The organism is Longimicrobium sp., from assembly GCF_036388275.1.
GTDB lineage: Bacteria > Gemmatimonadota > Gemmatimonadetes > Longimicrobiales > Longimicrobiaceae > Longimicrobium.
In genome coordinates this window covers 208,832-235,647 of sequence record NZ_DASVSF010000002.1, presented here as the reverse complement: position 1 = coordinate 235,647, position 26,816 = coordinate 208,832, and the positions used below count along the sequence as shown (strand labels likewise).

The following is a 26,816-nucleotide window of genomic DNA, read 5'->3' as shown; positions in this document are numbered from 1 at the left end:
TCCGGCCACTTGGCCCCTGGTACTACGCACTCGGTACTTCTTCTCTCAGCCAGTCGTAGCCGCGCTCTTCCAGCTCAAGCGCCAGTTCGGGGCCGCCCGTGCGGATGATGCGCCCGTCCACCATCACGTGCACCTTGTCGGGCGTGATGTAGTTGAGCATGCGCTGGTAGTGCGTGATCAGGAGCACCGACATGCCGGTGCGCTCCGACTTGATCTTGTTGATCCCGGCGGTGACGATCTTCAGCGCGTCGATGTCCAGGCCGGAGTCCGTTTCGTCCATCACGGCCAGAGCGGGCTCAAGCATGGCCAGCTGCAGGATCTCGTTGCGCTTCTTTTCGCCACCCGAGAAGCCGTCGTTCACCGAGCGCTGCGCGAACACGGGGTCCATCTCCAGCATCTCCATGCGGCCTTCCAGCTCTTCCTGGAAGTCGAAGATGTCTACCTCTTCGCCGCGCTTGGCGTTCAGCGCCGTGCGCATGAAGTTGGCGACCGACACGCCGGGAATTTCCACCGGGTACTGGAAGGCCAGGAAGATGCCGGCGCGGGCGCGCTCGTCGGGCTGCATGTCCAACACGCTCTGGCCCTGGAACACGATGTCGCCGTCCGTCACCTCGTAGGCCGGGTGGCCCGAGATCACCTTGCTGAGCGTGCTCTTTCCGGAGCCGTTGGGGCCCATGATCGCATGGATCTCGCCCTCGTTCAGCTCCAGGTTCAGCCCCTTGAGGATCTCCGTGCCGTCTTCGGCGATCTCGGCATGAAGGTTGGTGATCTTGAGCAGCGGTTCAGCCATCTATCGGTTCTCCTGGGCACGCCGGCGCGCGCCGGCCGTCTCGGGTTCGTGTCCGCTTCGTATCTAGCAAGAATGATTCTTACTATCATCCACAAACTAGGTTCCGGGGGCTCCCGGGTCAAGGTTCCGCCCCTTGCGCGGCACCGGGGGGAGGGGCCCAAGTTGCGGGCCGGACCCGCCTTTCTCCGCCCCCGTTTTCCCCAGCCCGCGAGTACGCCGTTGACCGACGCAGATCCGCAGCCGTCCCCGGGGCCGCGCACCGTGCTGGTGCTGGGCGGCGGAGGGATGAAGGGCACCGCGCACGTGGGCGTGTGGAAGGCGCTGGACGAGGCGGGCATCGTCCCCGACGCCATCATCGGCACCAGCATCGGCGCGCTGATCGGGGCATCCATCGCGGGCGGCATGGGGTGGCGGGACCTGGGCGAGCTGGCGCGCAGCCTGACGCGCGAGGACATCGTTTCCATCAACCGGCGCGCGGTGTGGATGGGCGGCGTGCGCGAGGAGGCCGTGTTCGACGGCGGGCACTTCCGCCGCTACCTGTCGGCGAACCTGCCGCTGAAGTCGTTCGCCGAGGCCGGGATTCCGCTGCGGATCAACGCGGTGTCGCTGATGGGGTGCGGCGAGGTGTGGTTCGGCACGGGGGTGCGCGAGGACGTGGACCCGGTGGATGCGGTGTACGCGTCGTGCGCCATTCCCATCTACTTTCCGCCCCTGCGGCTGGACGGGGACGTGCTGGTGGATGGGGGCATCTTGAACGTGCTTCCCGTGAAGCAGGCGTTCGAGTGGGGGGCGGAGCGGGTGATCGCGGTGGACGTGGGTTCGGAGATCCTGCCACCCGCCGCCGGCCACTTCGACCGCGGGATGATCGCCATCCACGACCGCATTCTCACGATGAACATCGCCGCGCAGCGTGTGCGCGCGCTCGAAGAGTGGAAGGGGCTGCCCGTGACGCACGTCAGGCCCCGCATCGGGCACCTGGGCTCGTGGGACTTCCACCGCACGCAGTACTTCCTGGAGGAGGGCTACCGCGCCATGAAGGAAGCCCTCGCGCGTTTTCCGAAATAAGGAGATGCGGCCTCACACGGACGAGACGGAGAGGAACTGCACAGGACTTCCCGTGCTGGCTGGCGTTGGACAGAAACTCGGGATTCCGCGACGACGCAGCGGCCTTCACTACCCAGCGGTGAGTGGTGGAAAGATACCGCCTCTACTTGGCCCGTGCGCATGCGAATTCGGAGATTTCAGTGCTGATGGAGCCTGGAACCAGCTCACCCATACTTCCACGATTGGGACTGTCTTCCTCCGCCTGCGCGCGCGTATCGCCCTCACCTACATAGCGGAACGTCATGTTTCGGCAGTCGGTCTCCCGTCGCGCGTAGGAAGTGCCGGACGAGCCGTCCCGCCGCGTGAGCACCTCGAGATTGCCGTTCGACATCTGAGACATCTCGATAAGTTGGTATACTGCCCGCGCTGGATCCCCGGGTACTGGAATGAGCACGCCCTCCCCCTCGCGCTCGACCTCATTCGGATCTGGGGCTTGCGGCCGGTCTTCGGCGCCGCCGCTGCACGCGGGCAGCAACAAAACGGACACGGCGACTAGGAAACGGATTACCGCCGTGATTTTCGTGTGGGGTGCAAATGCAACGATGAAGCGAAAAGTCATCATCTAGCAAAGAAGGATGTTGGACAGGCCTAAGCTAACGACACGAGGGTTAGGGGCGTGGGACCGTCGCGCAAGACTTTCATCGCGCTGAAAACATGCCCCGCATCTCCTGCAGCGATTGTAGGCTGTGGCTCAGAGTCAGAAGGGGGATTGTCGCATCAAAGCGGTTTGGCCGGTTACTCCTTGGCCGTGAGACCCGCAAAATATCGTCCTACCCCGACGACAACTACGCCCAGACCAATGAGAATCTGAACGTCGGATAAGAGCCGGCTGTACCATCTTGTAGGAGTCATATCGCCGTAACCGACCGTCGTCATAGTCACGACGCTAAAGTGGAAGCAATCCGCGAACGACTGGATCACGTTTCCTACCTCGAGTATCCGTCCCTGCGTACCTCCCAGCCACTTCCATGCTGGATGAATACCATCGTAGGCTATGTGTCCTTCGTCAAAAAACAGCACCAGTTGAAAATGGAGAACGGAGAAGATTAGGATCAGCGAAAAGTAAAGAGCGACTAAACTACTCAGCCGCCGCTCATGGCTCGGATAGAAAACGAGAACGGCGACTAACGAGGCAATTGGAACCGCTATTACCAGTAGAAAAATCGGTGCAGTAAAAACAGAATTGAGAAATGGAGCTGCGACAAGGGTATCCCCAATGCCGACTACCGTTCCTATCACGGCCCAGATCAGCGGATTGGTGCCACCATTCTGGAGATGACGGTAGATTCTCGCTCTACGCCCGTCTGTTGACACTATACGATTCGTTCATCAGGTGTAGAGCCTAACGGCACAAGGGTCCGGGGTGCGGGGCCTGCGCGCAAGACTTTCGTCCGCTGAAAGCATGCAAGGCCCGGCATCTACTGCAGCCGATTGTTAGGCCACGTGCGCGGGGGTGCAGCGGCTTGGCTGTCACTCACTGACAACCTGGAAGCAGATATAACTCGTAGGCGCCAGGGCGAGCCTTTCCTTCATAACCCGGCGTGTAGCGGGCGGTGAATTTTGCGGCCGAACACCCCTTACCCTCGAAGTAGCGATTGGCGATCGTAGCGATCTCCTGAGCGACTACTGAGTCCGTGTGCGTAGTGTAAAAGAAACGCACCTGAGATCGACTCAGCGGTTCACTAATCGGAGCACCCGCAGTAGCTGCGATCCATCTCTCCCGCAAGATTTCGCGGAGCGAACGAATTGCCGTCGTGTCGATAGCACCCTTGTAGTTTAGGTACACCACCGGCAGGACAGGTCGCTGAACCCACTGGTCGAGAGCCGATTGCAAGCTGTCCCTCTTAGTAGCGAGGTCTTGGTTCGTGCCTATGAGTTGTTGGCGGTTCAATGCGAGCCGAGCAATCGGCCACATAATAATGTACCCGCCTCACGTCCGGTTCACAATCGTCTCATCTTCGGCTCACAACCGGCTCGATTCCGGTTCACTCGCACGTAGCTATCTACTTGAGGCGATGGAGTGGGCGAGGTTGCGAGGGGTAGCACCGCTTGCGTGAGGATTGCAAGGGCAGCCGCAGGAAACCGTCTGCGGCTGCCACGATGCTTTCCCAGCGGCCTAACGACACAAGGGTCAGGGGCGCGGGGCAGGGCCCGTAAGACTCTCCCGGCCCGAAGCATGCAAGGCCCCGCATCCCTGCAGCCGATTGTTAGGCCGCTCTCGTGCTAGAGGCAACTCGACGGCAGCAGGTCTATTCCTCCGCGCCCTCGCCAGAGTCATATTCAAGGTTCAAAAGTGCTTCAACTGGCTCCTTTGCAACTCTGGCGCGCTGTTCATACTCGCCAGCAATGCCGTTTAAGGCTCCTAAGAGGTATCCGATGGCAAATTGCAGCTGTTCAGGTATCGTAAATTCTTCCTCCTCCGCGTGGTAATCCGGGCCAGGATAATCCTCCCGGGTCGACGTTATTAACTCGCGTGCTTTACGGTCTCTCTCCGAAGATGTCAGACGGTGGGCAAGATCGTTTCGCAACACGTTAAGTGCTGCGACTGCGCGCCAGACTGGCTCGTCGGGGTGCCGTATGTTGAACGCCCGAGTAAGCTGGATCTTCTGGAAGAAAGTCAGCCGAGCAGCGTCAACATCCTGAGGCCGTTGGACGAAGGCACGTACAGCCCGATCGAGTTGCTCCTCGACCAATAGGTGACCGCGCAAGACCATATTGAGCAAGTCATCCGGAGACCGTAGGGCATCCATGAACCTTCCATATAGCTTCTCAACCTGATCCCTACGTTCGGCCGACATCCACTCAAATTCCTCCATGCCACGTCGCCTTCCAAGGGTGAGAACGCCTAACGCTCAGGATAAGGCGCGGAGGACCGGTGGACCAGAGCTGAAGAATGCCCTAAAACATGCCCGGCCCTCCGTCGCCTTCATCCACTCGTTGGTCCTCGCGCGAGCGGATTTCAACTCACAAGCACTTGACGTCCCCGATTACGAGGAAAGTTTGCGGAAACCTTCCGACGAGATGTTGAACAAGACTTCTCGGCCCATCTCGGCATTCGTCTCCGGCACGAGCTGCTGAACGGGCACGCCGGCAAGCCACTTGTTATAGATCCGCCGATTCGCGTCTAGGGCGTCCGCCACGTAGAGGTCCTCCTTCGCGCCAATCAACCCGAAGAACGGATACGGGCCGCTGCCCTCTGTGATCTTCACGCCGTGCAAACCTTTACACGTGCTCATGTTGAGCAACAACGTGTTCTCTGTCGCCGCATGAATCCGCTGGAGAAACGGTCGCATCGTTGCCCAATCGACGAACTCCGATCCTGCGGCGACGCCATCCCTATTTCCGTGCGAGACGAAATGAAGCATGAATCGCTTACCGCTCACCGCTTCCTTGTTGAAGGTCTTCAATGCGCCTAGCATTTCTCGCGCAGACCGGACGTCCGCCAAGGCCGTCGTGACGCCTGCGCCGTTCAGGAACGTCTTCAACTTCTCGGTGATGGCGAAGCCTCGTCGGTCGTTCGGCTCCAGCCCGTCGATAATCCCGACGTAGTCGTACTCGACTTCGAGGCTCGGTTGCTCATAGACGATCGGGTTGATGATCACTTTCAATGCGCGAAGAAGATCGTGTGAGGGCGAGTCAACCGTTCACCCGCGCCGGCCGACAGAGCGCCATCGACGGAGGACGGCGTCGGGTACAACGCCTTGTTAGCCTGCATTGTCAGGCGATGGATCGTCCGATGAAGTTGACGTCTGAGTCGACCGTAGCAGGTCAGCGCTCATGGCAGCGGGCGTGAATCCAAGCTCATCATAGTTGTAGACCACCACCTCTGGTGGGTTCTCCAGCCTCGACAACTCCTGTGATGTTGAGTCAAGGTCGGCGACCTTCGCCCATGGGCGAGCGGGCGTGACGAAGATCAGGACGCCGCGCGTTGGGCGACCAGTGAACAGAGAATACGCGTCGGTCGCCGCCGCGACCTGACGAGCCCATACCGGAGCGTCCAGGTACCGCTTCCTGAGCCAGCGCACTTCGACAACGAGGTCGTGCTGTCCCTCGGGGGCGCGAAAGAGTGCGTCGAGCTGGAGACGTACATCGCCGCTCCGGACTTGCACACTGCGGAAGAGTGACACCTTGCGCTGCCGCTCGAATCGCGTGAGTGCGAGCTGCTCAAGCGTGAGCGCCGACAGCTGTGCGCCACTCGCGTACGAGAGCGTCGGAATGCCCGCGTCTCCATCCTTTGCCTGCGCTACGCGAGCCACGAGGTCGTGCGTCCCTGGTGCTGGGTGCGCCTTCAGCAGTTCCTCAAGCCTCGCCACCCGTTCTGCTAGAGCCGCATGGTGGTCGCGGCGAAGTGCTGCCTTGTACTCAGCAACCGCCTTTCTGTCGATGAGCCCAGCGTGCGCCATCTTGTGATGTTTGTCGCACAGCAGGATCAGGTTCTCGTGGCGATTGTCGCCTCTGTTTCCGTTGATGTGATGAACCTCGAGGTACGTGTGCTCCCCGCACCGCGCGATGGCACAAGCATGTCCGGACTCAACAGACACCGCGCGGCGCAGGTCGGCGGGGATAGCCGGACGCGCATCAGTGTACTTGTGTGCCATGGGTTTTTGTCGCAGTCAATTCCAAGGGGCAGGAAAGGCAGAGACAGTCGCGGGAGCAGCAACGGCTAACTTCTTGTTCAGTGGGCGGAATTCCGGCTAACAGCCCGAGATTGAGCGCATAGCCGACTCCGCTTCAATCCAGATAATACTCGGGCTCTTGGACGTCAACCTCCCGTAAATCCAACGCACTCAATCCCATGTGCTGCCAGTGGGAGCGGCGTTCCGCAGATGTCTACGCGCGGTGGCGAGATAGCGCTCTGTCCGGCGCGTTATCAGGAATGCGACGTGCGGCTCCCACGTGAGCATCACTTTCTCCCGGCGTGAGTCGGCACGCCACGAAGGAGGCTCTCGCGCATTTCTCCGGAGCCTCCGCGTGACGCCTTCGTGTTCCTTGGTGGGCCCTGCGCTTGCTCCTGCTCCGGGTTCGTTCCTGAACCGAAACGGAGTACGGAGACATGCCGCATATCGTTCTTCTCGGGGACAGCATCTTCGACAACGCGTCGTACGTGGCGGGCGGCCCGGACGTGGTTGCGCACCTGAAGCGCGAGATGCCCGAGGGATGGCGCGCCACGCTTTCCGCCATCGACGGCGCGACCACGGGGAGCATTCCCGTGCAGTACGGCCGCATTCCGCGCGACGCCACGCACCTTGTGCTCAGCATCGGCGGCAACGACGCGCTGATGAACGTCGACATCCTGCAGCGCCGCGCATCCACCGTCGCCGACGCGCTGGGGCACCTGGCCGACATGCGCGACCGCTTCGAGAACGCCTACCGCGGCGTGGTCGCGCAGCTGCTCAGGAACGACCTGCCGCTCACCGTCTGCACCATCTACAACGGCAACTTCGGCGACCACGTGATGCAGCGGCTGGCCCCCACGGCACTCATCATGTTCAACGATGCGATCCTGCGGACGGCCTTCGAGTTGGGGCTGCCCGCAATCGAGCTGCGCATCGTCTGCAGCGAGCCGGAGGACTACGCCAACCCCATCGAGCCGTCGGTGCAGGGCGGGCACAAGATCGCCAAGGCCATCATCCGCGCCATCGAAGGCCAGGAGGGTGCGCGGGGCGCCCCCGTCTTCGTCTGACCGCGCGCGAACGGAAGAGGGGCGGGGCAGCCGACCGGCCGCCTCGCCCCTTTCTCATCCTCCACCCGTAGTTACCGGATGCGTTCGATGACGAATCGCTCCCGACTGGTGTAGCGGCCCGTCAGGCGCACGCGGTCGCCTTCGCGCAGGCGGTTGAACCGGTCGCGGTCGTGCGAGTCGTGGGGGAGCGTCGCCCAGATGCGGCGTCCGTCGCTGGCGCGCAGCTCCATCTGGCGCGTGGTGCGGCTCACCCGGACCACGCGCGCGTCAAGCGAATGGACGCGGTCGTCGTACCGGCCCCGGTCCTCGTACCGATCGCGATCACGGTCCCGCCGGTCGCGGTCCCTGTCCCGATCCCGCGAGTCGTACCGGTCGTCGCCGCGGCTGTTGCGCACGCGAACGTGGTCGGCGTACAGGTAGCCGTCACGGTCGCGCGACGTGCGAATGCTCACCTCGTCGCCGCGTTCCAGGGCCGACGGGTTGTACTGCCGGTCGCGGTACACCACGCGCGTGCGGCCGTCGTAGCGCACCCGTTCGCTGCGCCCGTTGTAGGTGCGCACCTCCAGGTAGCGCGAGCGGGTGTTCACGCCGCGGATCTCGCCCTCCACCTCGTTGCCGTACAGCGTGCCCAGCCCGCCGTTCAGCACCTCTTCCATTCCATAGCCGGCGCACCCGCCGGCGGTGGCGCCCAGCGCCAGCGTCGCCGCCAGCGCCAGGCCGCGTACCATGCGTTTCATCGGAAACTGCCTCCTGCTCGGGGTCCCACGGTGTGATTGGTCCGCGCAAGGAGAGGCGCGGCGCACCAACACGGCAGGGCAACCCCGGTGCCCAGCCGAAACCCGCGCCGTTGCTCGATTTCTACGCCGCGAATGCCGTGCCCATGTCCGCGTCCGTGGACGATCCTGTCCCTTCGGCCGTAGCGACAGTGGTGAGACGAAAAAAGCCGCCTCCGGGTCGGAAGCGGCGCCGTTGTCGCAGTTGGCTGGCACTCACGCAGGGGTTGACCGGCGGGATGCTTGTAGTCGGAGACAACCGCCGCTATTGTTGGCCCCCTTCGCGTTTTGACCCCCCTGCCAGTTCCAAGCGTATGAGATGCTCGGCACCATTCCTCGCATACGCTGCCGCCACGTGCTTCATGTTGCTCACGGGGTGCGAGGCCATCAGAACCGAGATGGAAGCGGCAAACAAGGGTTGGCGGCGAATCTCGTCGAGCCCAAGACTTACCGCCTTTGTCGAAGAAGAGTCAGTTGTGCGACACGGCTCATACGTGAACGTGTGGGTACGGGTCGAGTTCGCCCAGTTGGAGGACGGCCCTCCGCAGCACAACAAGGCGACTCTTTACCTTCAGGCTGATTGCGACACGGGTGTCCTGCGCGTGTTGCGAGGCAACTACTACCTTCTGGGTAAGTTTGTCGGAGAAGTGCCGCCGGAGGAGACTGCTGAGACTCGCCCGGTCACTCCCGGAACGACGGGAGGGAGCGTGCACAAATTCGCCTGCGGAAAGAAGTAGATTGCCCCAAGGGCGGATTTCGGGCAACGGTTCCGACAAAGTGCCCAACACCGACCCAGTCCGGGAGGAAGTTCTTCGACAGGTTCGCTGCTTCTCTTCCCCGGCGATGACCGGCCTCTTCACCTACCAGGCCGAGAAACGTCCGATCAGCGCGCCGGGATGATCAGCACCTGGCCGGCGACGATGCGGTTGGTGCGCATGTCGTTGGCCACGCGCAGCCGGTCGACCGTGGTGTTGTGCCGCCGGGCGATTTCCCACAGCGAGTCGCCCTGCCGCACCCGATACGTGTCCCGACGCGGGGCCGGCGGGCGCGAGGCCGAGCGCTGCCCCGCGGGCGCCGCTTCCGCGTCGCCGATGTAGCGCCGGTACGGGCCGGGGTAGACCGCCACGTGAAAGTGCGGCGGGCGGCGCTCCTCGGTGGCCTCGAGAACCCCCTCGCGCTCCAGGCGCAGCAGCGTCTCTCGAAGAAAGGTCAGACAGCGGCCGTTGGTGGGGCGGCGGATGTCGATGGCCATGCCCGTGGGGTGCACCGAACGGTCGACGGAGTTGGCCAGGCGCAGCGACGTGGGACGCATGGCGCTCGTGATCACCAGCTGCTCGCGGCAGGTCTGCCGATACTGGCGCGCCAGGCGCTGAACGAACGTGCGGGTGATGGAAAGCGCGTACGGGTGCGACACGCCGGCCAGCCGGTAGTCGGCGTTGCCGCTCATGCGCACCAGGTCGCCGTCGCGCGCCGCGCCGCGCACCCCCGTGGCCGTTCGGTAGAACGTCAGGTCGTGCGAGCGGGCCTGCTGGTACATGCGGTCGACGCTGGCGGGCGACCCCCGCAGCGTTGTCTGCGCACGCGACGGCTCCGCCGCCAGGGCCAGCGCGGCCGGAACGAGCAGGGATGCCGCAAAGCGGAAGATTGGCATCGGCATTTGGCGGATGGTCTCGCCCGTGTCGGAAGATGTACGGACGCGCCCGAGAACGATGCACGGCCAGGGCTGCGGGCGCGAAAGCACAGTGTAGGTGCGCCCGCGGCAACGGTCAACGCCTACACCGCGAGCCTCCGCCGGGGTCCACGCGTCCGGCTCGGGCGGACTACGATCCGCCCGCCAGCCCCGGCGAGCGCTCGCCGCCGTACAGCCGGCGGTAGATGGCCGCGTTGCGAAGCACCACCTTCACGTACTTGCGCGTTTCGTCGAACGGAATGCGCTCGCGGAACACGTCCGGGTCGCCGCCGTACCCCAGCTCGCGGCGCCACCGGTCGGCCCGGCTGGGGCCCGCGTTGTACGCCGCCAGCGCCAGGTCGCGCTTGCCACCATAGCGCCGCAGCTGGTCGCGCAGGTACCGCGAGCCCATCCGCAGGTTGATCTCGGGGACGGCGAGCAGGCTGGGATCGAAGTTGCTGACCCCCGCGCCCGGCGCCAGCCACGCACCCGTCGCCGGCATGATCTGGCTGAGCCCCGTGGCGCCCACCCAGGAGCGCGCCTTGGGGTTGAACGATGATTCCTGCCGCACCAGTCCGGCCAGCAGGTAGGGATCGACGTTCGCCCGGTCCGCCTCGGCCATCAGGATGTCGCGGAAGGGGAAGGGGAACACCACCTTCAGCAGCCGTGCATCCCACTCGCCGCCGCGCGCGTCCAGTAGCTCCCGCCCAATGCGGATGCCCTCCACCGGATGATCTTCCGCGAGCCCCTCGGCCAGCACCAGCAGCGCGCCGGGGCGCGAGCGAAACCGGTACGTCTGCCAGGCCAGCTCTTCCTTGAACTCCGCCGCGAAGCCGGTGCGGTGCAGCGCATCCAGACGCCGCCGCCCCTCGTCGGCGTCGGCCTGGTCGCGCGCGGCGATGGGCCAGGCGCGCTCGTTCGCCAGGGCGCCCGCCAGCGGGTTGGAGCCCGCGCGGTCGCCGGCACGGACGGCGTAATACGATACCGGGTCGGCGCGGATGGCCGCCGCGTACATCGCGCGCGCGCGCTCGTCGCGCCCCGCTTTTTCGTGCATCACCCCCGCGCGATAGGCCAGCTCGGCGGTGGTCTCGCCTTGGGGATAGCGCGACACGTACGTCTCCCACGCCGCGAAGGCCGCGCCCGCGTCGCCCGCCTTCAGGGTGCGGTCGGCCAGGCGGAACAGCGCCTCGCGGGCGTAGGGCGAGACTTGCACCGCCGCCGCGCGCCGGTAGTACGCGATGGCGGCGCCCCGGTCGTCGGCCACGTCGCCCAGCAGGTAGAGCGCCGTTCCCGCGGCGGCCGTCCCGGCGCGCTTTTCCGCCAGCTTGCGCATCTCGGCGTATCCGTCGGCGCTTCCCAGCCGGGCCAGCGCGCGGGCGGCGTACAGCTCGGCCTCGGCCTGCTGCGCGGGGTCCGACAGCTCTCCGGACAGGCCGGCCAGCACCTCGCGGGCCGGGCGGAAGTCGCGCTCCTCGAAGAGCAGCCTACCCAGGCGAAGCCGCTGTGCGGGGTCCGCCGTCGCGCCGGCGCGAAGGGCCGCGCGAAGGCTGCGGGCGGCCAGGCCAGGTCGATTGCCCGCCTCGTACGCCGCGGCGCGGGCCATCTGCTCGTCGGCCGTGGGCGCCGTGGCTACTTCGCCCAGCCGGGCGGCGGCGCGAACGCGGACGGAGCCGGGCACGGCGTCGTCGCCAGCCACGCGGCGAAGCGCGTCGCGTGCATCCCCCAGGCGTCCGCCGGCGATCAGCAGGCGGACGCGCTCCAGCGCCAGCTCGGCGGCGTGCGGATCGGCACCGGCGCCGCGCAGGATCCCTTCTTCGCGCGCCAGCCGGTCCATCGCCTGCGCCGTGTCACCCTGCGCCAGCCAGTACCTCGCCTCGGCACGCGCCAGCCGCACGCGGACCGGGGCGCTGGAGCTGGCGGTGCCCGCCACCGCCAAGGCGGCCTTGTCGCCCGCCTTGGCCAGCGCCTCGGCCTGGAGGACGCGCAGCCAGTCGCCTTCGCGCCCGAGCGCTTGCGCCGCCTCGTCGTAGGCGTCGGCCGCCCCGGGAAGGTCGTTCAGCCGGCCGAGCGCGCGGCCCAGGCGCGCGGCCGCCTCGGCCTGTCGGGGGGCGCGGCGCACCTTGGCATAGCGGCGGTAGCCGTCGGCCGCGGCGGGCCAGTCGCCCTTGGCCTCGTGGGCGCGGGCCAGCAGGAACAGCCCCTCGCCGCCCGCTCGCTGCGCCAGCCAGTCGCGGCCGTTCAGCAGGCGGCGCACCTGCGTCCATCCTTCCCATCCCGCCGCCGCCCGCGCCGCCAGCAGCAGCACCGCGTCGGGCGCATCGTCCGGCTCGTCGACGAACGGGCGCAGCTCCTTCCACGCCTCCCACGGGCGTCCGCCGTCCACCAGCCCCTGCGCCTCGCGCACCGCCAGCGCCATCCGCGCGTTGCTGAACGCGGGCATGGGGTCGGCGGAAAAGCTGGGCGTAAGCTCCGAAACGGTGGGGACGCTGGACAGGAATGCACGCTCCCCGGCGGCGTTGCTGATTGCAAGGCCGGTTGCAAGGCCCACGAGGGCCGCCAGGGCGGGTGCGAAGCGATGCTGGATCATTGGGTACCACGAAACCGCAAGTGGGAACGCGCACGTTCCCGGCATGAGAGGCCCGGAGTTGGCCCCGCCACGCGCTGCCGAGTATGGAAAGGAGCACGATCCGTTCCCCAAATCGTGAGATGGCAGCGAGTTGGATCACGGCGGGGCACACGGGCGTTTCCTGGAGATACCCCCGCGCCCGGCCGGATGGTTCCGTCTACGGACGCCCTTGCGGTTCCGCGATCCTCGGCATGACGCCATCAGGCCGTTGCCGCCCCCTCGTTGAGGATTCCATCGTGGCCGCGCAGCCACTCCTTCGGCCCTTCGAGCACGCGCTGGATGAACGCGTTGCCGGAGCGGAGGCGCGCGCGAAGCTCGTCCTGCGCGTAGCCGACCACGTCCAGGTCCCTATCGATCAGCACGGATGCGTCGGATAGCACCCGCCCCGCCTGCTGACGCGCGGCCTCGTCGCCCACCAGGAGGACGTCGAGGTCGCTCTCCGGGCCCGCGTCGTTCCGCGCCACGGATCCAAATACGAATGCCCCTTCGATTCCGCTCGCGTCCACGAGCGCTTCCCGAAGCACGTCGGCCGGGCGGGCGCACGCGCGCAGGAGCAGGATCCACGCGCGCCAAGCCGCGTGCTCCCGGTCGGCCGAGTAGAACGCGCGGCCTCCTTCGTCATCACGGCGGAGCGTACCCAGCACGGTCAGCCGACGCAACTCGGTCTGCAGCGACGCGCTCGGCAGCCGGGTCTGGCGCATCAGCTCTCGGACGTGGAATCTCCCGCCGGGGTGCACCAGAAAGAACACCACCAGCCGGGCCATGGCCAGCGATGGGAACAGGGCTGCGAGGCTGGATCGTTGAGCAATCGATGCAGGCACGGTGACTCTCCTGGTCTGTGCTGAAAGTTAGCACAGGCGGCCGCTCCGTGTCACAGGCCATTGCGGGGGCCGCAAGTTGAGAGCGGCGCCAGTGCGCCCCGGAAGCCTTGACGCGCGCCGGGAGGTAATTACGTTTGTACTAACCGATGGGTTAGGGTCGATTGCAAGGAGGAACGCAATGCCATACAAAGGACGCTTCACCAGGACCGGGAACTCGAAGTCGTTCGCATTCGAGTCAGCCCTCTTCCGTTCGCATCCGGAGTTTGATTCCCGGAATGTCGAAGCGGATTACATCGGTCCGGGTGTGCTCCTGGTCCGCACGGTCGAGAGTGAGAAGCAGTGGGTTCCGGGCGACGACCCTGTGCTCGGCGCATTCCTTTCGTTCATCGAGCGCGACATGCTCGACAACCCGGAAAGCATCCAGCCGCTGTCAGCAGACCTTCTTGCGCGCGCGGAGCGGCTGGTGGGTGGCATGCAGGTGAACCTGGATGCACCGCTCGACTAAGTGACGGGCCTCCGCCATCGCTCGAGTGCGCCTGACAACCCGCGCGAGCCACCGGCCAGGAACGGGTGGAAGCTCTACCAGTGGCGGGCGTTTGGGCAACTTTTCGCCGATCTCATCCGCGAGGTGGAGCAGCTCGAGCCTGCCGATCCACGGAATTTCCAGTCGCACCGCTCGACGAAGCGGCTGGCCGCGATCTACCGCCTGATCACAGAAATCATCCCGGCGAACCCCAACTCGCCGGAGTTTCGGCAGGGAAATACGCTAGGCAGGGAGAACAGGCACTGGTTCTCCGCGGGGTTTTACGAACGATATCGCCTGTTCTTCCGATTTCGCTCTGACACTCGCGTGATCGTGTACGCTTGGGTGAACGACGACGACACGCTCCGCGCCCGCGGTGCGCGTTCAGATGCCTATGCCGTCTTCCAGCGGATGCTCGAAGCCGGGGCGCCTCCGGGAGATTGGGACGAGCTGCTGGCCCAATCCGAAGGGCTGGAACTCCCAGGCGAGTAGACCCCGCGCGTGCCTCGGCATCGGCATGTCGATGCCGAGGACGAAAACCCTACGCGGCCACCGGCTCGTCTTCCCAGAGCATCTCGGCGACGCGCTCGGCGTCGCGGTCGGCGCCGATGCGGGTGAACAGCTCGCGGGCGCGCTCCAGCGACGTGCGCGCCTCGTGCTCGCGGCCGCGGAGGCGCTGCAGGTCGCCCATTTCGCGCAGGGCCTCGGCTTCTTCCAGCTCCAGCTCCGCGTCGCGGGCGATCTCGACGGCGCGCGCCAGGTGCGCTTCGGCGTCACCCAGGGCGCCCTCGGCGCGTGACACCATGCCGCGAAAGCGCGCCACGTCAGACAACGCGCCGTGCGCCCCCACGCGCAGGGCCAGCTGCTCGGCGCGGTCCAGCGACTCGCGGGCCTCGCGCACCTTGCGCAGGCGCAGCAGCGGCTCGGCGCGGTTGGCGTACATGCGCGCCAGCAGGGGGGTGCCCGACATCCGCCCGGCGATCTCGATGGCCCGCTCGAAGCACACCTGCGCCTCCAGCCATTCGTTCAGGTCGGCGCACACCATCCCCAGGTTGTTGTACACCAGGGCGGCGTTCTGCTTGTCGCCCGACCGCACGAACGAGCCGATCCCCTCCAGGTAGCGCGTGCGGGCCTCGCGCAGGTCGCCGCGGATGTTGGCCACCACGCCCAGGTTCAGGCACGCCCACCCGATCAGCGCGTCGTCGCCCACGTCCAGCGCGCGCTCCAGCGCGGCCTCGAACAGCGTGCGCGCCGGCTCGTACTGGCGCTGGAAGTAGCGGATGGCGGCGCAGGTGTTGACGGCACGCGCCGCCGCCTGCCGCAGCCCGTTGCGCTCGGCCAGCTCCAGGCTGAGCTCCGCCAGCTCCTCGGCCTCTTCCCAGCGCTCTTCCTGCTGCCGGATGCGTGCCTGCCCGCGCACCGCGTCGGCCGCGGGGGCGATGTCGCCCCCGCGGACGGATGCGTGGAACACCGCCGCGTACGCCGCGCTGGCGGCCGGCCAGTCGCCCTCCCGCTCCAGCCTGGACGCCTGCGCCTGCAGCGCGGCCGTGTCGTCCGTCATGAACTCATCGGCACTGGGGATGGTCGCCATCAACGAAACGGGCCCCGCGACGTTCTGCCGCGGGGCCCCATGCTCGCAGCGCGGGCGGCGGTCAGTTGCTGCCGTCGCCGCCCGAGTCGCCGCTGCGGCCCTGTCCGATCAGGTATCCGCTGAAGTGGTCCGTAACCGTGGTGACCGTGCGGGTGAGCTTGTTGTCGACGCCGCCCTTGTCCTCCAGGATCTCCCGCGTCTGGGAATCGACGTAGTAGATCCGCAGGCTTTCCCGGTCGATGTCGGTGCGGGTACAGCGCGCGTAGCTCAGCGACATCACCACCGGCTGCAGAAACTCGAAGTGCTCCAGCCCCGCGGCCTTCACGTCCACTTCCACGTACCGCGACGCCGGAACCGTCATGGTGAAGCGGGTGGGGAACAGCACCGCGTTCGCGGGGATGATCACCCGGTGGCCTCCGGCCTCCAGGATGCCGCCGAGGGCCCCGATGGTAGCCGTGGCACTGGTGGCGGTGGACACCGGGCACTCCAGCGGGGCCGCGCCGCTGAAGCGCGCCAGCGAAGCGGGCGCGCCCGGCGCCGGCAGCGCGGCCGGGCTGTCGGCGCACGAAGCTGCCGCGCCCGCCAGAGTGGCGAGCAGGGCGAAGCGTAGCGTAGTGCGGAGCGTGTACATCGTCCGACTGCCTGCTGGAGGAAACAATCCGTTTACCGCGAGCCGCTCATTTCGCAATCGGCGTGCCCGCCGGCGCGGCGGCAGGCAGGCGAACGATGAAGCTGGAGCCCTCGCCCACGCGGCTCTCCACCACCAGGTCGCCCCCCAGCATCTTCGCCAGCTTGCGGGAAATAGGCAGCCCCAGCCCGGTTCCTCCCCGCGTGCCGCGCACCTGCTCGAACTCGTGGAAGATGCGCTGCTGGTCTTCGGGCGCGATGCCCGGGCCGGTGTCGCGCACCCGCAGCTCCACGCCGGCGTCGCCCAGCGCGTCGGCGGAAACCGACACTTCGCCGCCCGGCGGGGTGAACTTCACCGCGTTCGAAAGCAGGTTCACCAGGATCTGCCGCACCCGCGCCGCGTCGGTGTTGATGAAGGAGGCGCACGGCGGCTTCTGCAGCGACAGGCGCACGCCCTTTTCATCCGCCACGGGCTGCAGGGTGGCGGCCGCGTCTTCCACGAGCTCGCGGACGGCGGCGGGCTGGATGGTGAGCTGCACGCGGCCGGCCTCGATCTTGGCGTAGTCCAGGATGTCGTCGACGATGCGCAGCAGGTTGCGGCCGGCGGTGCTGGCCTTTTCCAGGAAACCGCGGGCCGTCGGCGGGATGTCGCCGGCCAATCCGTCGAGGAGCAGCGCCTGGTATCCCAGGATGCCGTTCAGCGGCGTGCGCAGCTCGTGGCTCATGGACGCGAAGAAGCGCTCCTTGGCCCCCGACGTTTCGCGCAGCTCGTCCAGAGCGTGCGCCAGCTCCTCGCCCCGCCCAGCAAGGGCGCGGTGAAGGCGGGCGTTGGAGATGGCGACCGCGGCGTGCCCGGCCAGGGTGAGCGCCAGCCGCGTGTCCTGCGGCGACGGCTGGTAGGCGCGCCGGTAGCCGATCACCAGCGCCCCGAACGTGCTTCCGAACAGCGCCAGCGGAACGCCGAGGCCGGCCTGCATCTGCTCGCTGGCGTGGAACGGGTATTCGGCCGGGGCAAGGCCGTCCGCGCCGCCGAGGGAGATGGGGTTCTCGGCCTCGATCACCCGCCGGGCGAACGGGTCGTCGTCCAGCACCGGCGCGTCGGTGCGCAGCCCCACGGCCGCCATGGTCCGCACGTTGTCTCCCTCGCGCGTGCTGACGGTCACGTAGTGCGCGCCCAGCAGCGTGCGGGTGAAGCGGGCGACCAGGGTCAGGACCTCGTCGGGGTCCAGGGTGCGGTTGGCCGCCAGCCCCAGGATGTGAAGGGCCTCGCTTTCCTCCGCGCGGCGCAGCAGGGTTTCGCGCTCGGCCTCCACCTCGGTGCGCTCGCGCTCCCGCTGGGCGACGGCGTGAAGCGCCAGCCGCACCCGCTCCCACCCGCCATCCGGGCCGAGGGGCACGCCGAACGCCTCGCGCTCGGCCAGCACCACCACGCTTCCCAGCGGTCCCCCCAGGGCCAGCACCAGGGCGGCGCCGCGCTCCGTTCCGTGGCAGGAAACGCCTGCAGGCGAGGTGGCGAGGGCGGGGGGCGCCGAGCCTTCCGGCCACGCCGCGGGCGAGCTGCCGCCCACCCACCACGCACCGTGGATGAGCGCCGCCTCGCGCAGCGGTTCCAGCAGGGCGTGGAACGCGGCGGCGCAGGTGCCGCTCTCGCGGACGAGGAGCGCGAGCTCGGTCGGGGAGATAGCGGGTGCTTGAATCACGATCGCCCGGCCATGCAGAAATCGTTCTTGGGCGCCGCCAGCCGTACGTGCCATGAAAGCCCCGGCGCGGCTTTCGTCCGCGATGGGGCTTCGCCTCTGATCCGGGGGCGATTGCACGGAAATCGGGAACGCGGCGGCAAAATGGGGCGGCGGGGGCGGGCTGCGTCCCTGGTGGCGAACACGAGGACGGGGTGAGGTGCACACGGGGCCGGGGGGCGCGTCCTCGGCTGCCGTGGGGCCCTCACCCGTCCGCGCTGACACGCGTCCACCCTCTCCCACAAACAGCGTGGGAGAGGGGGTACACTTCAGTCTGGTGCGGGCGCGTGGTTCCGCGTAGCGGCTCTCGCGATGCGCTGGAGCACGGAGGGGAGATCGTGCAGGACTTCTTCGTTGCGGAAGCGCATCACGCGGATGCCGTGGGCTGCCAGATGTGCGGTGCGGACATCGTCGCGCTCGCGCTGGAGTGGATCATCGTGAACGCTGCCGTCGAGTTCTACGCAGAGTCCCACCTCGGCACAGAAGAAGTCGAGCACGCAGGAGTGCAGCGGGTGCTGGCGGCGGAACTTGAGCCCGTTCACCGCCCGTCCCCGGAGCACGCGCCACAGCTTCTCCTCAGCAGGAGTCTCCGCCCGCCGAAGCGCCCGGGCGGCGGCGCGCACCTCTCGCGACGAATGCCGGCTCTGCTTCATACCAGACCTCGCACCGAACTTAGAAGTGTACCCCCTCTCCCACGCTGTTTGTGGGAGAGGGTGGACGAGCCTAAGCGAGGACGGGTGAGGGCCCCGCGGGGCGAAGGACGAGCACTGTAACATCCGTCCACACCCCCGTCCAGATTCTTGTTGCTCTCGTGTATGCTCGTGCTAAATAACGAAGGGCCGCCCCGGTACCAGGGGCGGCCCTCTCCTTCGTCGGCGGAACGCGGTCTCTACTGCACCACGCGCCTCACCTCGCCCACGCCGACGGCGGCGCCGCCGCGGCGGGGGTCCGCTACGCCGGACTGGTAGCCGTTGGGCAGCACGATGATGGACTGCACGTCGCCCTGGAATCCCCCGCGCTCCGTTACCGCGTGCCCCATGGCGCGCAGCCGCGCCGCCGTGGCGTCGGTCAGGCCGTTGCGCTCGTAGCGCAGGGTGTCGGGAAGGTGCTGGTGGTGAAGCCGCGGTGCCAGCGTCGCCGTCGCCACGTCCATCCGGAAGTCCACCACGTTGCTGACGATCTGCGCCACCGACGTGATGATCGTGGATCCCCCCGGTGTTCCCGTCACCAGCAGCACCTTGCCCGCCGGGTCCAGCACGATGGTGGGGGTCATCGCCGACAGCATCCGCTTGCCGGGCTGCACGGAGTTCGCCGCGCCCTGCACCAGCCCGAACTGGTTGGGCACCCCCGGCTTGCTGGTGAAGTCGTCCATCTCGTTGTTCAGCAGGAACCCGGCGCCCTCCACCGTCACCAGGTTGCCGTACAGCGAGTTGATGGTCGTCGTCACCGCCACGGCGTTGCCGCGCGCGTCCACGATGGAGTAGTGCGTGGTGTGCTCGCCCTCGGCCGGCGCGCCCAGCCCCGGCGCCACCTGCGTGGAGGGCGTGGCGCGCGCGCGGTCGATCCCCCGGCGGCGCTCGGCGGCGTAGGCGTCCGACACCATGCGCTCCGTGGGCATGCGCACGAAGTCGGGATCGCCCAGGTACGCGTTGCGGTCCGCGTAGGCGCGGCGGGTGGCCTCGGTGAAGGCGTGGACGTGCTCGGGCGACAGGTAGCCCATCCGCGGTACGTCGTATCCCTCCAGGATGTTCAGGATCTCCGCCATCGTCACCCCGCCGGAGGACGGCGGCGGCATGGAGATCACCTGGTGGCCGCGGTACCCGAAGTTCACCGGGTCGCGCCAGACCGCCTTGTAGCGCGCCATGTCTTCGCGGGTGATCAGCCCGCCCCCGCGCTTCATCTCCGCTTCCACCAGCTCCGCCGTGCGGCCGCGATAGAAGCCGTCCATCCCCTCGGCGGCGATGCGGCGGAAGGTCTCCGCCAGGTCCGCCTGCACGAGCCGCTCGCCCGTGCGCGGCACCCGGCCGGTGGGAACGAACACCTTCGCCGTGCCGGGATAGCGGCTCAGCCGGTCTTCGTACGAGCGAAGCGAGCTGGCCAAGCGCTCGTGCACCACGATCCCCTCGGCGAGGGCGATGGCGGGCTGCACCAGCTCGGCCCAGGGCAGCGAGCCGAAGCGCTTGTGCGCCTCCCACATCCCCGCGACCGAGCCCGGCACCCCCGCGGCCTTGTGGCCGACGATGGAGAGGGAGTCCGACACGTTGCCCAGCGAGTCCAGGAACATGTCGCGGGTGGCGGCAAGGGGTGCCGCCTCGCGGAAATCCAGCGACGCCGTGGTGCCGTCGGCCATGCGCACCACCATGAACCCGCCGCCGCCGATGTTCCCGGCCTCGGGGTTCACCACGGCCAGGGCGAAGTGGGTGGCCACGGCCGCGTCCACCGCGTTGCCGTTGCGGCGCAGGACCTCGGCGCCCACCTCGCTGGCCACGCGGTCCGTCGTCACCACCATCCCTCGCGCAGCCAGGGTGGGCGAGATGGAGCCGCGCGGAAACTCCCAGTCGGCGGCGAACCGGACGGTGTCGTCGGCCGCCGCCTCGGCGCGCGCGGGGCCGGACGGGCCGCAGGCAGCGGGCGCCAGGGTGAGGAGGAGCAGCGGGAGCGCGCGGAAGATCGTGGTCACGGTTCGGCCGCCTGGCAGCAGGGGACTGGTCGGCACGGCGCGGGTGCCGTACGTTGCCGGATCTAAACTACGGCGGAGCGCGGCGGGGGCAACCGGGCGGCGACCCGGAACCTTCCTTGCGTTCCCCTTCGGAACGGCGCACGTTGCGTCCGGCTCCGTACTTCCCCCGCGTCACCGACGGATGACTCCCAGGCCGCCGCTGGACCCCCGGCTCACCGAGCAGCGCAACCCCGCCACCGCGGAAATCGACCGCTTGTCGGCGCTGGAAATCGCCCGCATCATCAACCTCGAAGACCAGAAGGTGGCGCCCGCCGTGGCCGCCCAGATCGACGCCGTCGCCCGGGCGATCGAGCTCGCCGAGGCGGCCTTCCGCAAGGGCGGCCGGCTGATCTACGTGGGTGCCGGCACCAGCGGGCGGCTGGGCGTGCTGGACGCGTCGGAGATGCCGCCCACCTACGGCATCGATCCACAGATGGTGCAGGGGATCATCGCCGGCGGATACACGGCCCTGCTGAACGCGGTGGAGGGCGCCGAGGACAGCCGCGAGGCGGGGTGCGAGGAGATGGACGCGCGCGAGGTGGGGCCCCACGACTTCATCTTCGGCATCGCTGCGTCCGGGAGCACGCCGTACGTGCACGGTGCGCTGACGCGGGCCAAGCAGCGCGGCGCACGCACCGGCTTTCTCCTGTGCACCCATCCCGACGAGTGGATGCTGCAGGTGTACGACGTGGTGATCTCCGTCCTGGTGGGCCCCGAGGTGGTGACTGGGTCCACGCGGATGAAGGCGGGAACGGCCACCAAGCTGGTGCTGAACATGGTGACCACGGGCGCCATGATCCGGCTGGGCAAGGTGTACGGCAACCTGATGATCGACCTGCGCGCCACCAACGAAAAGCTGCGCGACCGCAGCGAGCGCATTTTGATGGAAACGCTGGACCTGGAGCGCGAGCCGGCCCGCGCGCTGCTCAAGGCGTCCGGCGGAAGCGTAAAGTTGGCGATGGTGATGAAGTGGACGGGCGCCGACCGCGAGCGTGCCTCGGCCGAGCTGGCGCGCCACGGCGGCCGCGTGGGCGAGGTGCTGAAGGAAAGCCGCGCGCGATGACGCCGTTCCCCGGCGGGTTCGACCGCTTTCCCCAGCGCCCGCCCTCCGAGGTGGAGTGGGAAGACCTGCTCCTTCGGCTGGAGATCGCCCCGCGCGCCCTGGCGCTGGCGGTGGAAGACGTGGGCGGGCGCGGTGCCTCGCTCCTTCCCGAGCTGAAGACGGCGGTGCTTTCCGACGAGTGGCTGGGGCAGGCCATCGAGGCGCTTTCCGAGGGCCGGCCGCTGGCGCGGGGCGGCGACTTCCTGCTGCAGCTTCCCAACGAGCACGACGTGGGCAAGCGCTACCTGGTCGCGTTCGCCTCGCGCCGGGCCCGCAACTTTGCCATGCTGCAGCGGCGCGGGATCAACGTATGGGACTGGCGCGCCGAGGTGGACGGCGAGCCGGTGACCATGTACCAGCTGGTGAGCGCGGTTGTGGATGCCGACGGCGAGCGGCTGGCCCGCGTGCGCCAGGCCGGCCGGGACGGCTGACCCGTGCGCATCGTCGGCCTGATGTCGGGCACCTCGCTGGACGGCATCGACGCCGCCCTCGTCGAGGTCTCGGGCGAGACGACGGACGATGTCGCCGTGCGGATGGAGGGCTTCGTCACGCTCGCGTTTACCGAGGCGCGCCGGACGGCCATCCACGACGCCATCCTGGCGGGCACGGCGGAAGCGCTCTGCGACCTGCACGCCGACCTCGGCGAGTGGCTGGCCGAGGCGGCGCTGGCGGTCTGCGAACGGACGGGCACGCCGGTCGAGCGGGTTGACGCCATCGGCTCGCACGGGCAGACGGTGTGGCACCGCCCGCCGGCGAATGGACGCCGGGGCGCTACGCTACAGCTGGGCGACCCGGCGACCATCGCCGAGCGCACCGGCCGCCCCGTCGTCGCCGACTTCCGCCCGCGCGACGTGGCGGCGGGCGGGCAGGGCGCCCCGCTGGTGCCGTGGGTCGACCAGCTGCTGTACGCGCTGCCGGACCAGGCACGGGCGCTGCAGAACCTGGGCGGCATCGGCAACGTCACCCGCGTGCCGCCGAAGGAAAGCGGCGAGCAGGTGTTCGCCTTCGACACGGGCCCCGCCAACTCGCTGATCGACGCCGCGGTGGAGATCGCCACGGGCGGCCGCCACCGCTACGACAAGGACGGCCGGCTGGCGGCGCGCGGGACGGTGGATCCCGCGCTGCTGCAGGACCTTCTGCGGCACCCGTACTTTGCCGCCGAGCCGCCCAAGTCCACCGGGCGCGAAGAGTTCGGCCGGCCGTTCGTGGAGCGGCTGGTGGAGGCCATCAAGCCCGAGGGCGACCAGGACTGGATGGACCTGGTCGCCACGCTGACGGAGCTTACCGCCCGCACCGTCGCCGACGCATACCAGCGCTGGGTGATCCCTCTGGGCATCGCCGAGGTGATGCTGACGGGGGGCGGGGCGCGCAATCCCACGCTGGCGGGGCGCATCCGCGAGCTGCTGGCCCCGCTGCCTGTCACGGATGGGGGGGGGCTGGGCGTTGATCCCGATGCGAAGGAAGCCGTGGCCTTCGCCCTGCTGGCGTGGGCGCACCTGAAGGGCATTCCCGCCAACGTGCCGTCCGCCACGGGAGCCGCCGGCCCCCGCGTGCTGGGCTCGCTGACGCCTGGCGCCTGACCCGATGACCCCGAGGCCGATGCCGCCGCACCGCACCTCCGCCCTTAGCCGCCTGGCCCGCCGCGCGTTCGCGCTGGCGGGCATGGCCGCGCTGGGTGGATGCGTGCTGTGGGGCGGCCCCGGCGCCACCCGCCACGGCTCGCGGCCCATGATGGCCGACGTCAGGCGGGTGCTGGACGTGGACGAGCCCTCGCCCGCCTATTTCCGCGCGCGGGCGCGCCTGGAGGTGCTGGGGCCGGAGCTCGACGCCATTCTCATCGGCCTGGTGGAAGACGCCGAGGCGGACGAGAACGTGCGCGGCAACGCCATCGCCCTGCTGGCCGAGCGGCGGGCGGCGGGGTCGCTGGACCTGATCCGCCGCCAGCTGACCGGCAGCCCGAGCGACGTGATTCGCGCCGCGGCGGCCCGTGCCCTCCAGCGATTCCTCCCCGACTCGGCGGGGGCACGCAACGCGCTGCGGGCCGCGGCGGGCGACCCGTCGTCCCTGGTGCGGCTGACGGTGCTGCAGCGGCTGGACGTGGAGGATGCGCCGCTGGTGCGCACGATGGTGGCGCGAGATGACAATGCCGAGGTACGCACCATCGCGCGCCAGGTGCTGGAGCTGCTGGAGGCGCGCGGCGCCCCGCTGACGCGCGACGCCCGCCGGGACCTGCGCACCAGCGGGCCGGAGGACGCGCCCACCATCGTCTTCCATCCGGCGTGGACCGACTCGCTGGGAGGGGTGCAGGTGGGAGCGCTGTGGGTGGAGGTGCGGGGCTCCCCGTCGCTGGTGCCGCTGGGCCAGCAGGTGGAGGTGGTGGGGAACGTGGTGCCCGGGTTCTTCGACGCGACGCGCTCGGTCGTGGTGTTCGAGGCCGACCGCGAGATCCGCATCCGCGACCTGCGCACCGGCAACACGGTGACGCTGGGGCCCGGCGTGGCGCCCCGCGTGGTGCCCTTTACCGGCGGCTTCGTCTTCGTGCGCGAGGTGCCCGGCGCGCGCCGGCAGCTGGGCGGCGACGCCACCGAGCTGGACTACGAGGTGCTGCGCGCCTCGTTCTCGAGCACCGCCACCGAGGTGGTCGGCCGGATCACGGCGACGGCGCGGCCCGAGGTGAGGCGCGGGGCGTCGCCGGTGAGGTGGATGGTGGTGGGCGAGGGGGCCGAGGGGTTCGTGCTGCGCGGGCCGGGCATCACGCCGTTCATCCTTCCCGGGCCGGTCGATTCGCCTCCGCAGCCCTGATCCGGCTTCTCCCTCCCGCCGGATCGCGTCTCCCCAGAACCGTTGGACCGCAGGTTGCGTCGGCGCGGCGGGCCCTCACCCGTGGGGCCCTCACCCCGCCGCGCTGACACGCGTGCGACCCTCTCCCACAAACAGCGTGGGAGAGGGGGTACACTTCGGGCTTCGGTGTGTGGGTGGGGATGGTGCGGCACGCCGGGCCGATCCCGGTGGTTGAAACCGCTGCTGGCACGTCACGAAGTCCGCCTGCGCGACTGGGCGGGACGGTGCCGTGCACCACGCCCGCGGGAGCGCGCAGGGCTGACTCCCTTCCCCCGCGCAGTTTGCGGGGGAAGGGTTGGGGATGGGGGGCGGCCGCGGCATGAGCCACAGCCCGTCGAACCGCGATCGAAGTTCTCCCCTCTCCGCACGGAGTTTGTGCGGGGAGGGGCCGGGGGAGGGGCCTCCCGCGCTTTACGACAACGACAGAATCGGAATCGATGAGCTACGAGGGTCTGAACGTCGCGAGGCTGCTGCTGCCCGCGGTCCGGTGGAGCAGCGAGATCGGGTGGGACGGGTACCGCGACGCCATCGAGCGCGGGCTGGAGATGGGCGTGGGCGGGTTCATCCTGTTCGGCGGCCCGGTAGACGCGGTGCGCGCGCTCACCTCGGAGCTGCACAGCCGCTCGCGCCACGCCCTGCTGATCGCGAGCGACCTGGAGCGCGGCGCCGGACAGCAGTTCCGCGGCGCGACGCCGCTGCCCCCCGCCGCCGCCATCGGATGGCTGAACGACCCCGCCATCACCGAACGCGCCGGCGAGCTGACGGCGCGCGAGGCGCGGGCGCTGGGCGTCAACTGGATCTACGCCCCCGTGGCCGACGTGGACCTGGAGCCTGAGAACCCCATCATCGGGGTGCGGGCGTTCGGGACGGACCCCGACAACGTGGCGCTGCACGTGGCGGCCTGGGTGCGGGGGTGCGCGCGCGGCGGCGCCCTGTCGTGCGCCAAGCACTTTCCGGGGCACGGGCGCACAGTCGGCGACTCGCACGTGGAGAAGCCCACCGTTCGCGTGGATCGCGCGGCGCTGGAAAAGGACCTGGCTCCCTTCCGCTCGGCCTCGCAGGCGGGGGTTGACTCGGTGATGACGGCCCACGTGGCCTACCCCGCGCTGGACCCCGACGGGCAGCCCGCCACGCTCTCCACGCGTATCCTGGTGGACCTGCTGCGCGACGAGATCGGCTTCGAGGGGCTGGTGGTGACCGACGCCATCATCATGGAGGGGCTGACGGAGGGCGGCAGCGAGGCGAAGGCCTCGGTGCAGGCCCTGGCCGCCGGGTGCGACGTGCTGCTGTATCCGCAGGACGCCGAGGCGGTGATCCGCGAGGTGCAGGCGGCCATCGGCGATGGGCGGCTGAGCCGCGAGCGGGTGGAGGATGCGCTGAACCGCACCGCCGCGGCCGCGGAGAAGTGCGCCAGCGTTCCCGAGGGCGGCTACGGCGGGGACGACGACCGGCGCTGGGCGCTGGATATCGCCGTCCGCTCGCTCCGGGTCTGCCGCGGGACGCCGGAACTGCCGGCGCGCGTGCGGCTGGAAGAGGTGGAGGACGACCTGGGCGGACCCTGGCCCCCGTATCCGCGCGACGCCTTTCCCGCGGCCCTCCGCGCGGCCGGGATCGAGATCGCGGACGACGGTGCGCCGCTGGTGGCGGTGTACTCAGACATCCGTGCGTGGAAGGGGCGGCCGGGCATCTCGGCCGCGGCACAGGAAAAGGTGCGCACGATCACCGAGGCACACCCGGACGCGACGGTGATCCTGTTCAGCCACCCGCGCCTGGCGCACGAGCTTCCCACCGCGCGCCACCTGCTGGCCGCGTGGGGCGGCGAGGCCATCATGCAGCAGGCTGCGGTTGCTTGGCTGACGGGGGCGGAGGGCGGGCTGGTGGAGCTGGCGAGCGGGCTGGACCGGTAGAGGCCCCTCCCCCGGCCCCTCCCCGCACAAACTGCGTGCGGAGAGGGGGGAACTTCGGTCGGGGTTCGATGGGCGCCGGCGCATGCCGCGGGAGCCCCCTCTCCCCAGCCCTCTCCCCAGCAAACTGCGCGGGAGAGAGGGAGAAACGGACTGCGCGCCGGCAGGCGGCGGCGCCCGCTGTCATCCCGAGGGAGCGGCCCCGGCGACCCTACCCGTACGCCGTAATTGGCAGCGACTGAGGGATCCGCCACACATTCGGCGGGACGCTCATCGTTCTCTGTCGGGCCGAGCCCCGGTTCTGTTC

At 68.7% G+C, this 26,816-nt stretch carries 25 protein-coding genes; 10 read left to right on the top strand and 15 right to left on the bottom strand.

Annotation, left to right across the window (positions count from 1 at the left end; genetic code table 11):
* Positions 1-22 precede the first annotated feature (22 nt).
* A complete protein-coding gene (sufC, locus tag VF632_RS01060) occupies positions 23-790 on the bottom strand; it encodes a Fe-S cluster assembly ATPase SufC (protein WP_331020980.1) in 768 nt (255 codons plus the stop codon).
* Between the two features lie 219 nt (positions 791-1,009).
* On the opposite strand from sufC, the gene VF632_RS01055 reads away from it, so the two are divergent.
* A complete protein-coding gene (locus tag VF632_RS01055) occupies positions 1,010-1,855 on the top strand; it encodes a patatin-like phospholipase family protein (RefSeq protein ID WP_331020979.1) in 846 nt (281 codons plus the stop codon).
* A gap of 142 nt (positions 1,856-1,997) precedes the next feature.
* On the opposite strand, the gene VF632_RS01050 is transcribed toward VF632_RS01055, so the two are convergent.
* The 5 genes from VF632_RS01050 to VF632_RS01030 form a co-directional block, all read right to left on the bottom strand.
* Entirely contained in the window at positions 1,998-2,456 is a 459-nt protein-coding gene (locus tag VF632_RS01050) for a hypothetical protein (RefSeq protein WP_331020978.1), read from the bottom strand.
* Positions 2,457-2,629: 173 nt separating this feature from the next.
* Positions 2,630-3,208, bottom strand: coding sequence for a potassium channel family protein (locus tag VF632_RS01045; RefSeq protein WP_331020977.1), 579 nt, complete (start codon positions 3,206-3,208; stop codon positions 2,630-2,632).
* A gap of 935 nt (positions 3,209-4,143) precedes the next feature.
* A complete protein-coding gene (locus tag VF632_RS01040) occupies positions 4,144-4,710 on the bottom strand; it encodes a hypothetical protein (RefSeq protein WP_331020976.1) in 567 nt (188 codons plus the stop codon).
* A 171-nt stretch (positions 4,711-4,881) separates the two neighbouring features.
* Positions 4,882-5,496: a hypothetical protein gene (locus VF632_RS01035; RefSeq protein WP_331020975.1), complete on the bottom strand. Its 615-nt coding sequence runs from the start codon at positions 5,494-5,496 to the stop codon at positions 4,882-4,884.
* Between the two features lie 102 nt (positions 5,497-5,598).
* Entirely contained in the window at positions 5,599-6,492 is an 894-nt protein-coding gene (locus VF632_RS01030) for an HNH endonuclease signature motif containing protein (protein ID WP_331020974.1), read from the bottom strand.
* Positions 6,493-6,947: 455 nt separating this feature from the next.
* Between VF632_RS01030 and VF632_RS01025 the strand changes: the two genes are divergently transcribed.
* Entirely contained in the window at positions 6,948-7,577 is a 630-nt protein-coding gene (locus VF632_RS01025) for an SGNH/GDSL hydrolase family protein (protein WP_331020973.1), read from the top strand.
* Between the two features lie 71 nt (positions 7,578-7,648).
* Here the strand turns inward: VF632_RS01025 and VF632_RS01020 are convergent, their stop codons facing one another.
* Entirely contained in the window at positions 7,649-8,314 is a 666-nt protein-coding gene (locus VF632_RS01020; RefSeq protein WP_331020972.1) for a hypothetical protein, read from the bottom strand.
* A 143-nt stretch (positions 8,315-8,457) separates the two neighbouring features.
* On the opposite strand from VF632_RS01020, the gene VF632_RS28180 reads away from it, so the two are divergent.
* Complete coding sequence (locus tag VF632_RS28180) at positions 8,458-9,087, top strand: surface-adhesin E family protein (RefSeq protein ID WP_414682875.1); 630 nt, start codon at positions 8,458-8,460, stop codon at positions 9,085-9,087.
* Between the two features lie 146 nt (positions 9,088-9,233).
* Here VF632_RS28180 and VF632_RS01015 read toward each other — a convergent pair whose 3' ends face one another.
* From VF632_RS01015 to VF632_RS01005, 3 genes are all read right to left on the bottom strand, one after another.
* On the bottom strand, positions 9,234-10,001 hold the full coding sequence (locus VF632_RS01015; protein ID WP_331020971.1) for a LysM peptidoglycan-binding domain-containing protein: 768 nt from the start codon (positions 9,999-10,001) through the stop codon (positions 9,234-9,236).
* Positions 10,002-10,170: 169 nt separating this feature from the next.
* Positions 10,171-12,606, bottom strand: a complete 2,436-nt coding sequence (locus tag VF632_RS01010) for a transglycosylase SLT domain-containing protein (RefSeq protein ID WP_331020970.1) — start codon at positions 12,604-12,606, stop codon at positions 10,171-10,173.
* A 239-nt stretch (positions 12,607-12,845) separates the two neighbouring features.
* Positions 12,846-13,466: a nucleotidyltransferase domain-containing protein gene (locus VF632_RS01005; RefSeq protein WP_331020969.1), complete on the bottom strand. Its 621-nt coding sequence runs from the start codon at positions 13,464-13,466 to the stop codon at positions 12,846-12,848.
* A 178-nt stretch (positions 13,467-13,644) separates the two neighbouring features.
* Between VF632_RS01005 and VF632_RS01000 the strand changes: the two genes are divergently transcribed.
* Together VF632_RS01000 and VF632_RS00995 are read left to right on the top strand one after the other, a co-directional pair.
* Positions 13,645-13,971 carry a type II toxin-antitoxin system PrlF family antitoxin gene (locus tag VF632_RS01000; protein WP_331020968.1) on the top strand — a complete coding sequence of 109 codons (327 nt, stop codon included), beginning with the start codon at positions 13,645-13,647 and terminating at the stop codon, positions 13,969-13,971.
* Entirely contained in the window at positions 13,972-14,481 is a 510-nt protein-coding gene (locus VF632_RS00995) for a type II toxin-antitoxin system YhaV family toxin (RefSeq protein WP_331020967.1), read from the top strand.
* A 49-nt stretch (positions 14,482-14,530) separates the two neighbouring features.
* Here the strand turns inward: VF632_RS00995 and VF632_RS00990 are convergent, their stop codons facing one another.
* The 5 genes from VF632_RS00990 to ggt all read right to left on the bottom strand — a co-directional run bounded on the left by VF632_RS00990 (position 14,531) and on the right by ggt (position 20,623).
* Complete coding sequence (locus tag VF632_RS00990) at positions 14,531-15,550, bottom strand: tetratricopeptide repeat protein (RefSeq protein WP_331020966.1); 1,020 nt, start codon at positions 15,548-15,550, stop codon at positions 14,531-14,533.
* 91 nt (positions 15,551-15,641) lie between these two features.
* Complete coding sequence (locus VF632_RS00985) at positions 15,642-16,211, bottom strand: hypothetical protein (RefSeq protein ID WP_331020965.1); 570 nt, start codon at positions 16,209-16,211, stop codon at positions 15,642-15,644.
* Between the two features lie 46 nt (positions 16,212-16,257).
* Positions 16,258-17,907 carry a HAMP domain-containing sensor histidine kinase gene (locus tag VF632_RS00980; protein WP_331020964.1) on the bottom strand — a complete coding sequence of 550 codons (1,650 nt, stop codon included), beginning with the start codon at positions 17,905-17,907 and terminating at the stop codon, positions 16,258-16,260.
* 305 nt (positions 17,908-18,212) lie between these two features.
* Positions 18,213-18,596, bottom strand: coding sequence for an endonuclease domain-containing protein (locus VF632_RS00975; RefSeq protein WP_331020963.1), 384 nt, complete (start codon positions 18,594-18,596; stop codon positions 18,213-18,215).
* A 236-nt stretch (positions 18,597-18,832) separates the two neighbouring features.
* Complete coding sequence (gene ggt, locus VF632_RS00970) at positions 18,833-20,623, bottom strand: gamma-glutamyltransferase (RefSeq protein ID WP_331020962.1); 1,791 nt, start codon at positions 20,621-20,623, stop codon at positions 18,833-18,835.
* A 181-nt stretch (positions 20,624-20,804) separates the two neighbouring features.
* Here ggt and murQ point away from each other — a divergent pair, with 181 nt between their 5' ends.
* From murQ to VF632_RS00945, 5 genes are all read left to right on the top strand, one after another.
* Positions 20,805-21,725: an N-acetylmuramic acid 6-phosphate etherase gene (murQ, locus tag VF632_RS00965; protein ID WP_331020961.1), complete on the top strand. Its 921-nt coding sequence runs from the start codon at positions 20,805-20,807 to the stop codon at positions 21,723-21,725.
* Positions 21,722-22,195, top strand: coding sequence for a hypothetical protein (locus tag VF632_RS00960; RefSeq protein ID WP_331020960.1), 474 nt, complete (start codon positions 21,722-21,724; stop codon positions 22,193-22,195). Before murQ ends, VF632_RS00960 begins: the two co-directional genes overlap by 4 nt.
* 3 nt (positions 22,196-22,198) lie before the next feature.
* Positions 22,199-23,344, top strand: coding sequence for an anhydro-N-acetylmuramic acid kinase (locus VF632_RS00955; protein WP_331020959.1), 1,146 nt, complete (start codon positions 22,199-22,201; stop codon positions 23,342-23,344).
* A gap of 4 nt (positions 23,345-23,348) precedes the next feature.
* Positions 23,349-24,566, top strand: coding sequence for a HEAT repeat domain-containing protein (locus tag VF632_RS00950; RefSeq protein ID WP_331020958.1), 1,218 nt, complete (start codon positions 23,349-23,351; stop codon positions 24,564-24,566).
* 476 nt (positions 24,567-25,042) lie between these two features.
* Entirely contained in the window at positions 25,043-26,512 is a 1,470-nt protein-coding gene (locus VF632_RS00945; protein ID WP_331020957.1) for a glycoside hydrolase family 3 protein, read from the top strand.
* Positions 26,513-26,816 lie beyond the last annotated feature (304 nt).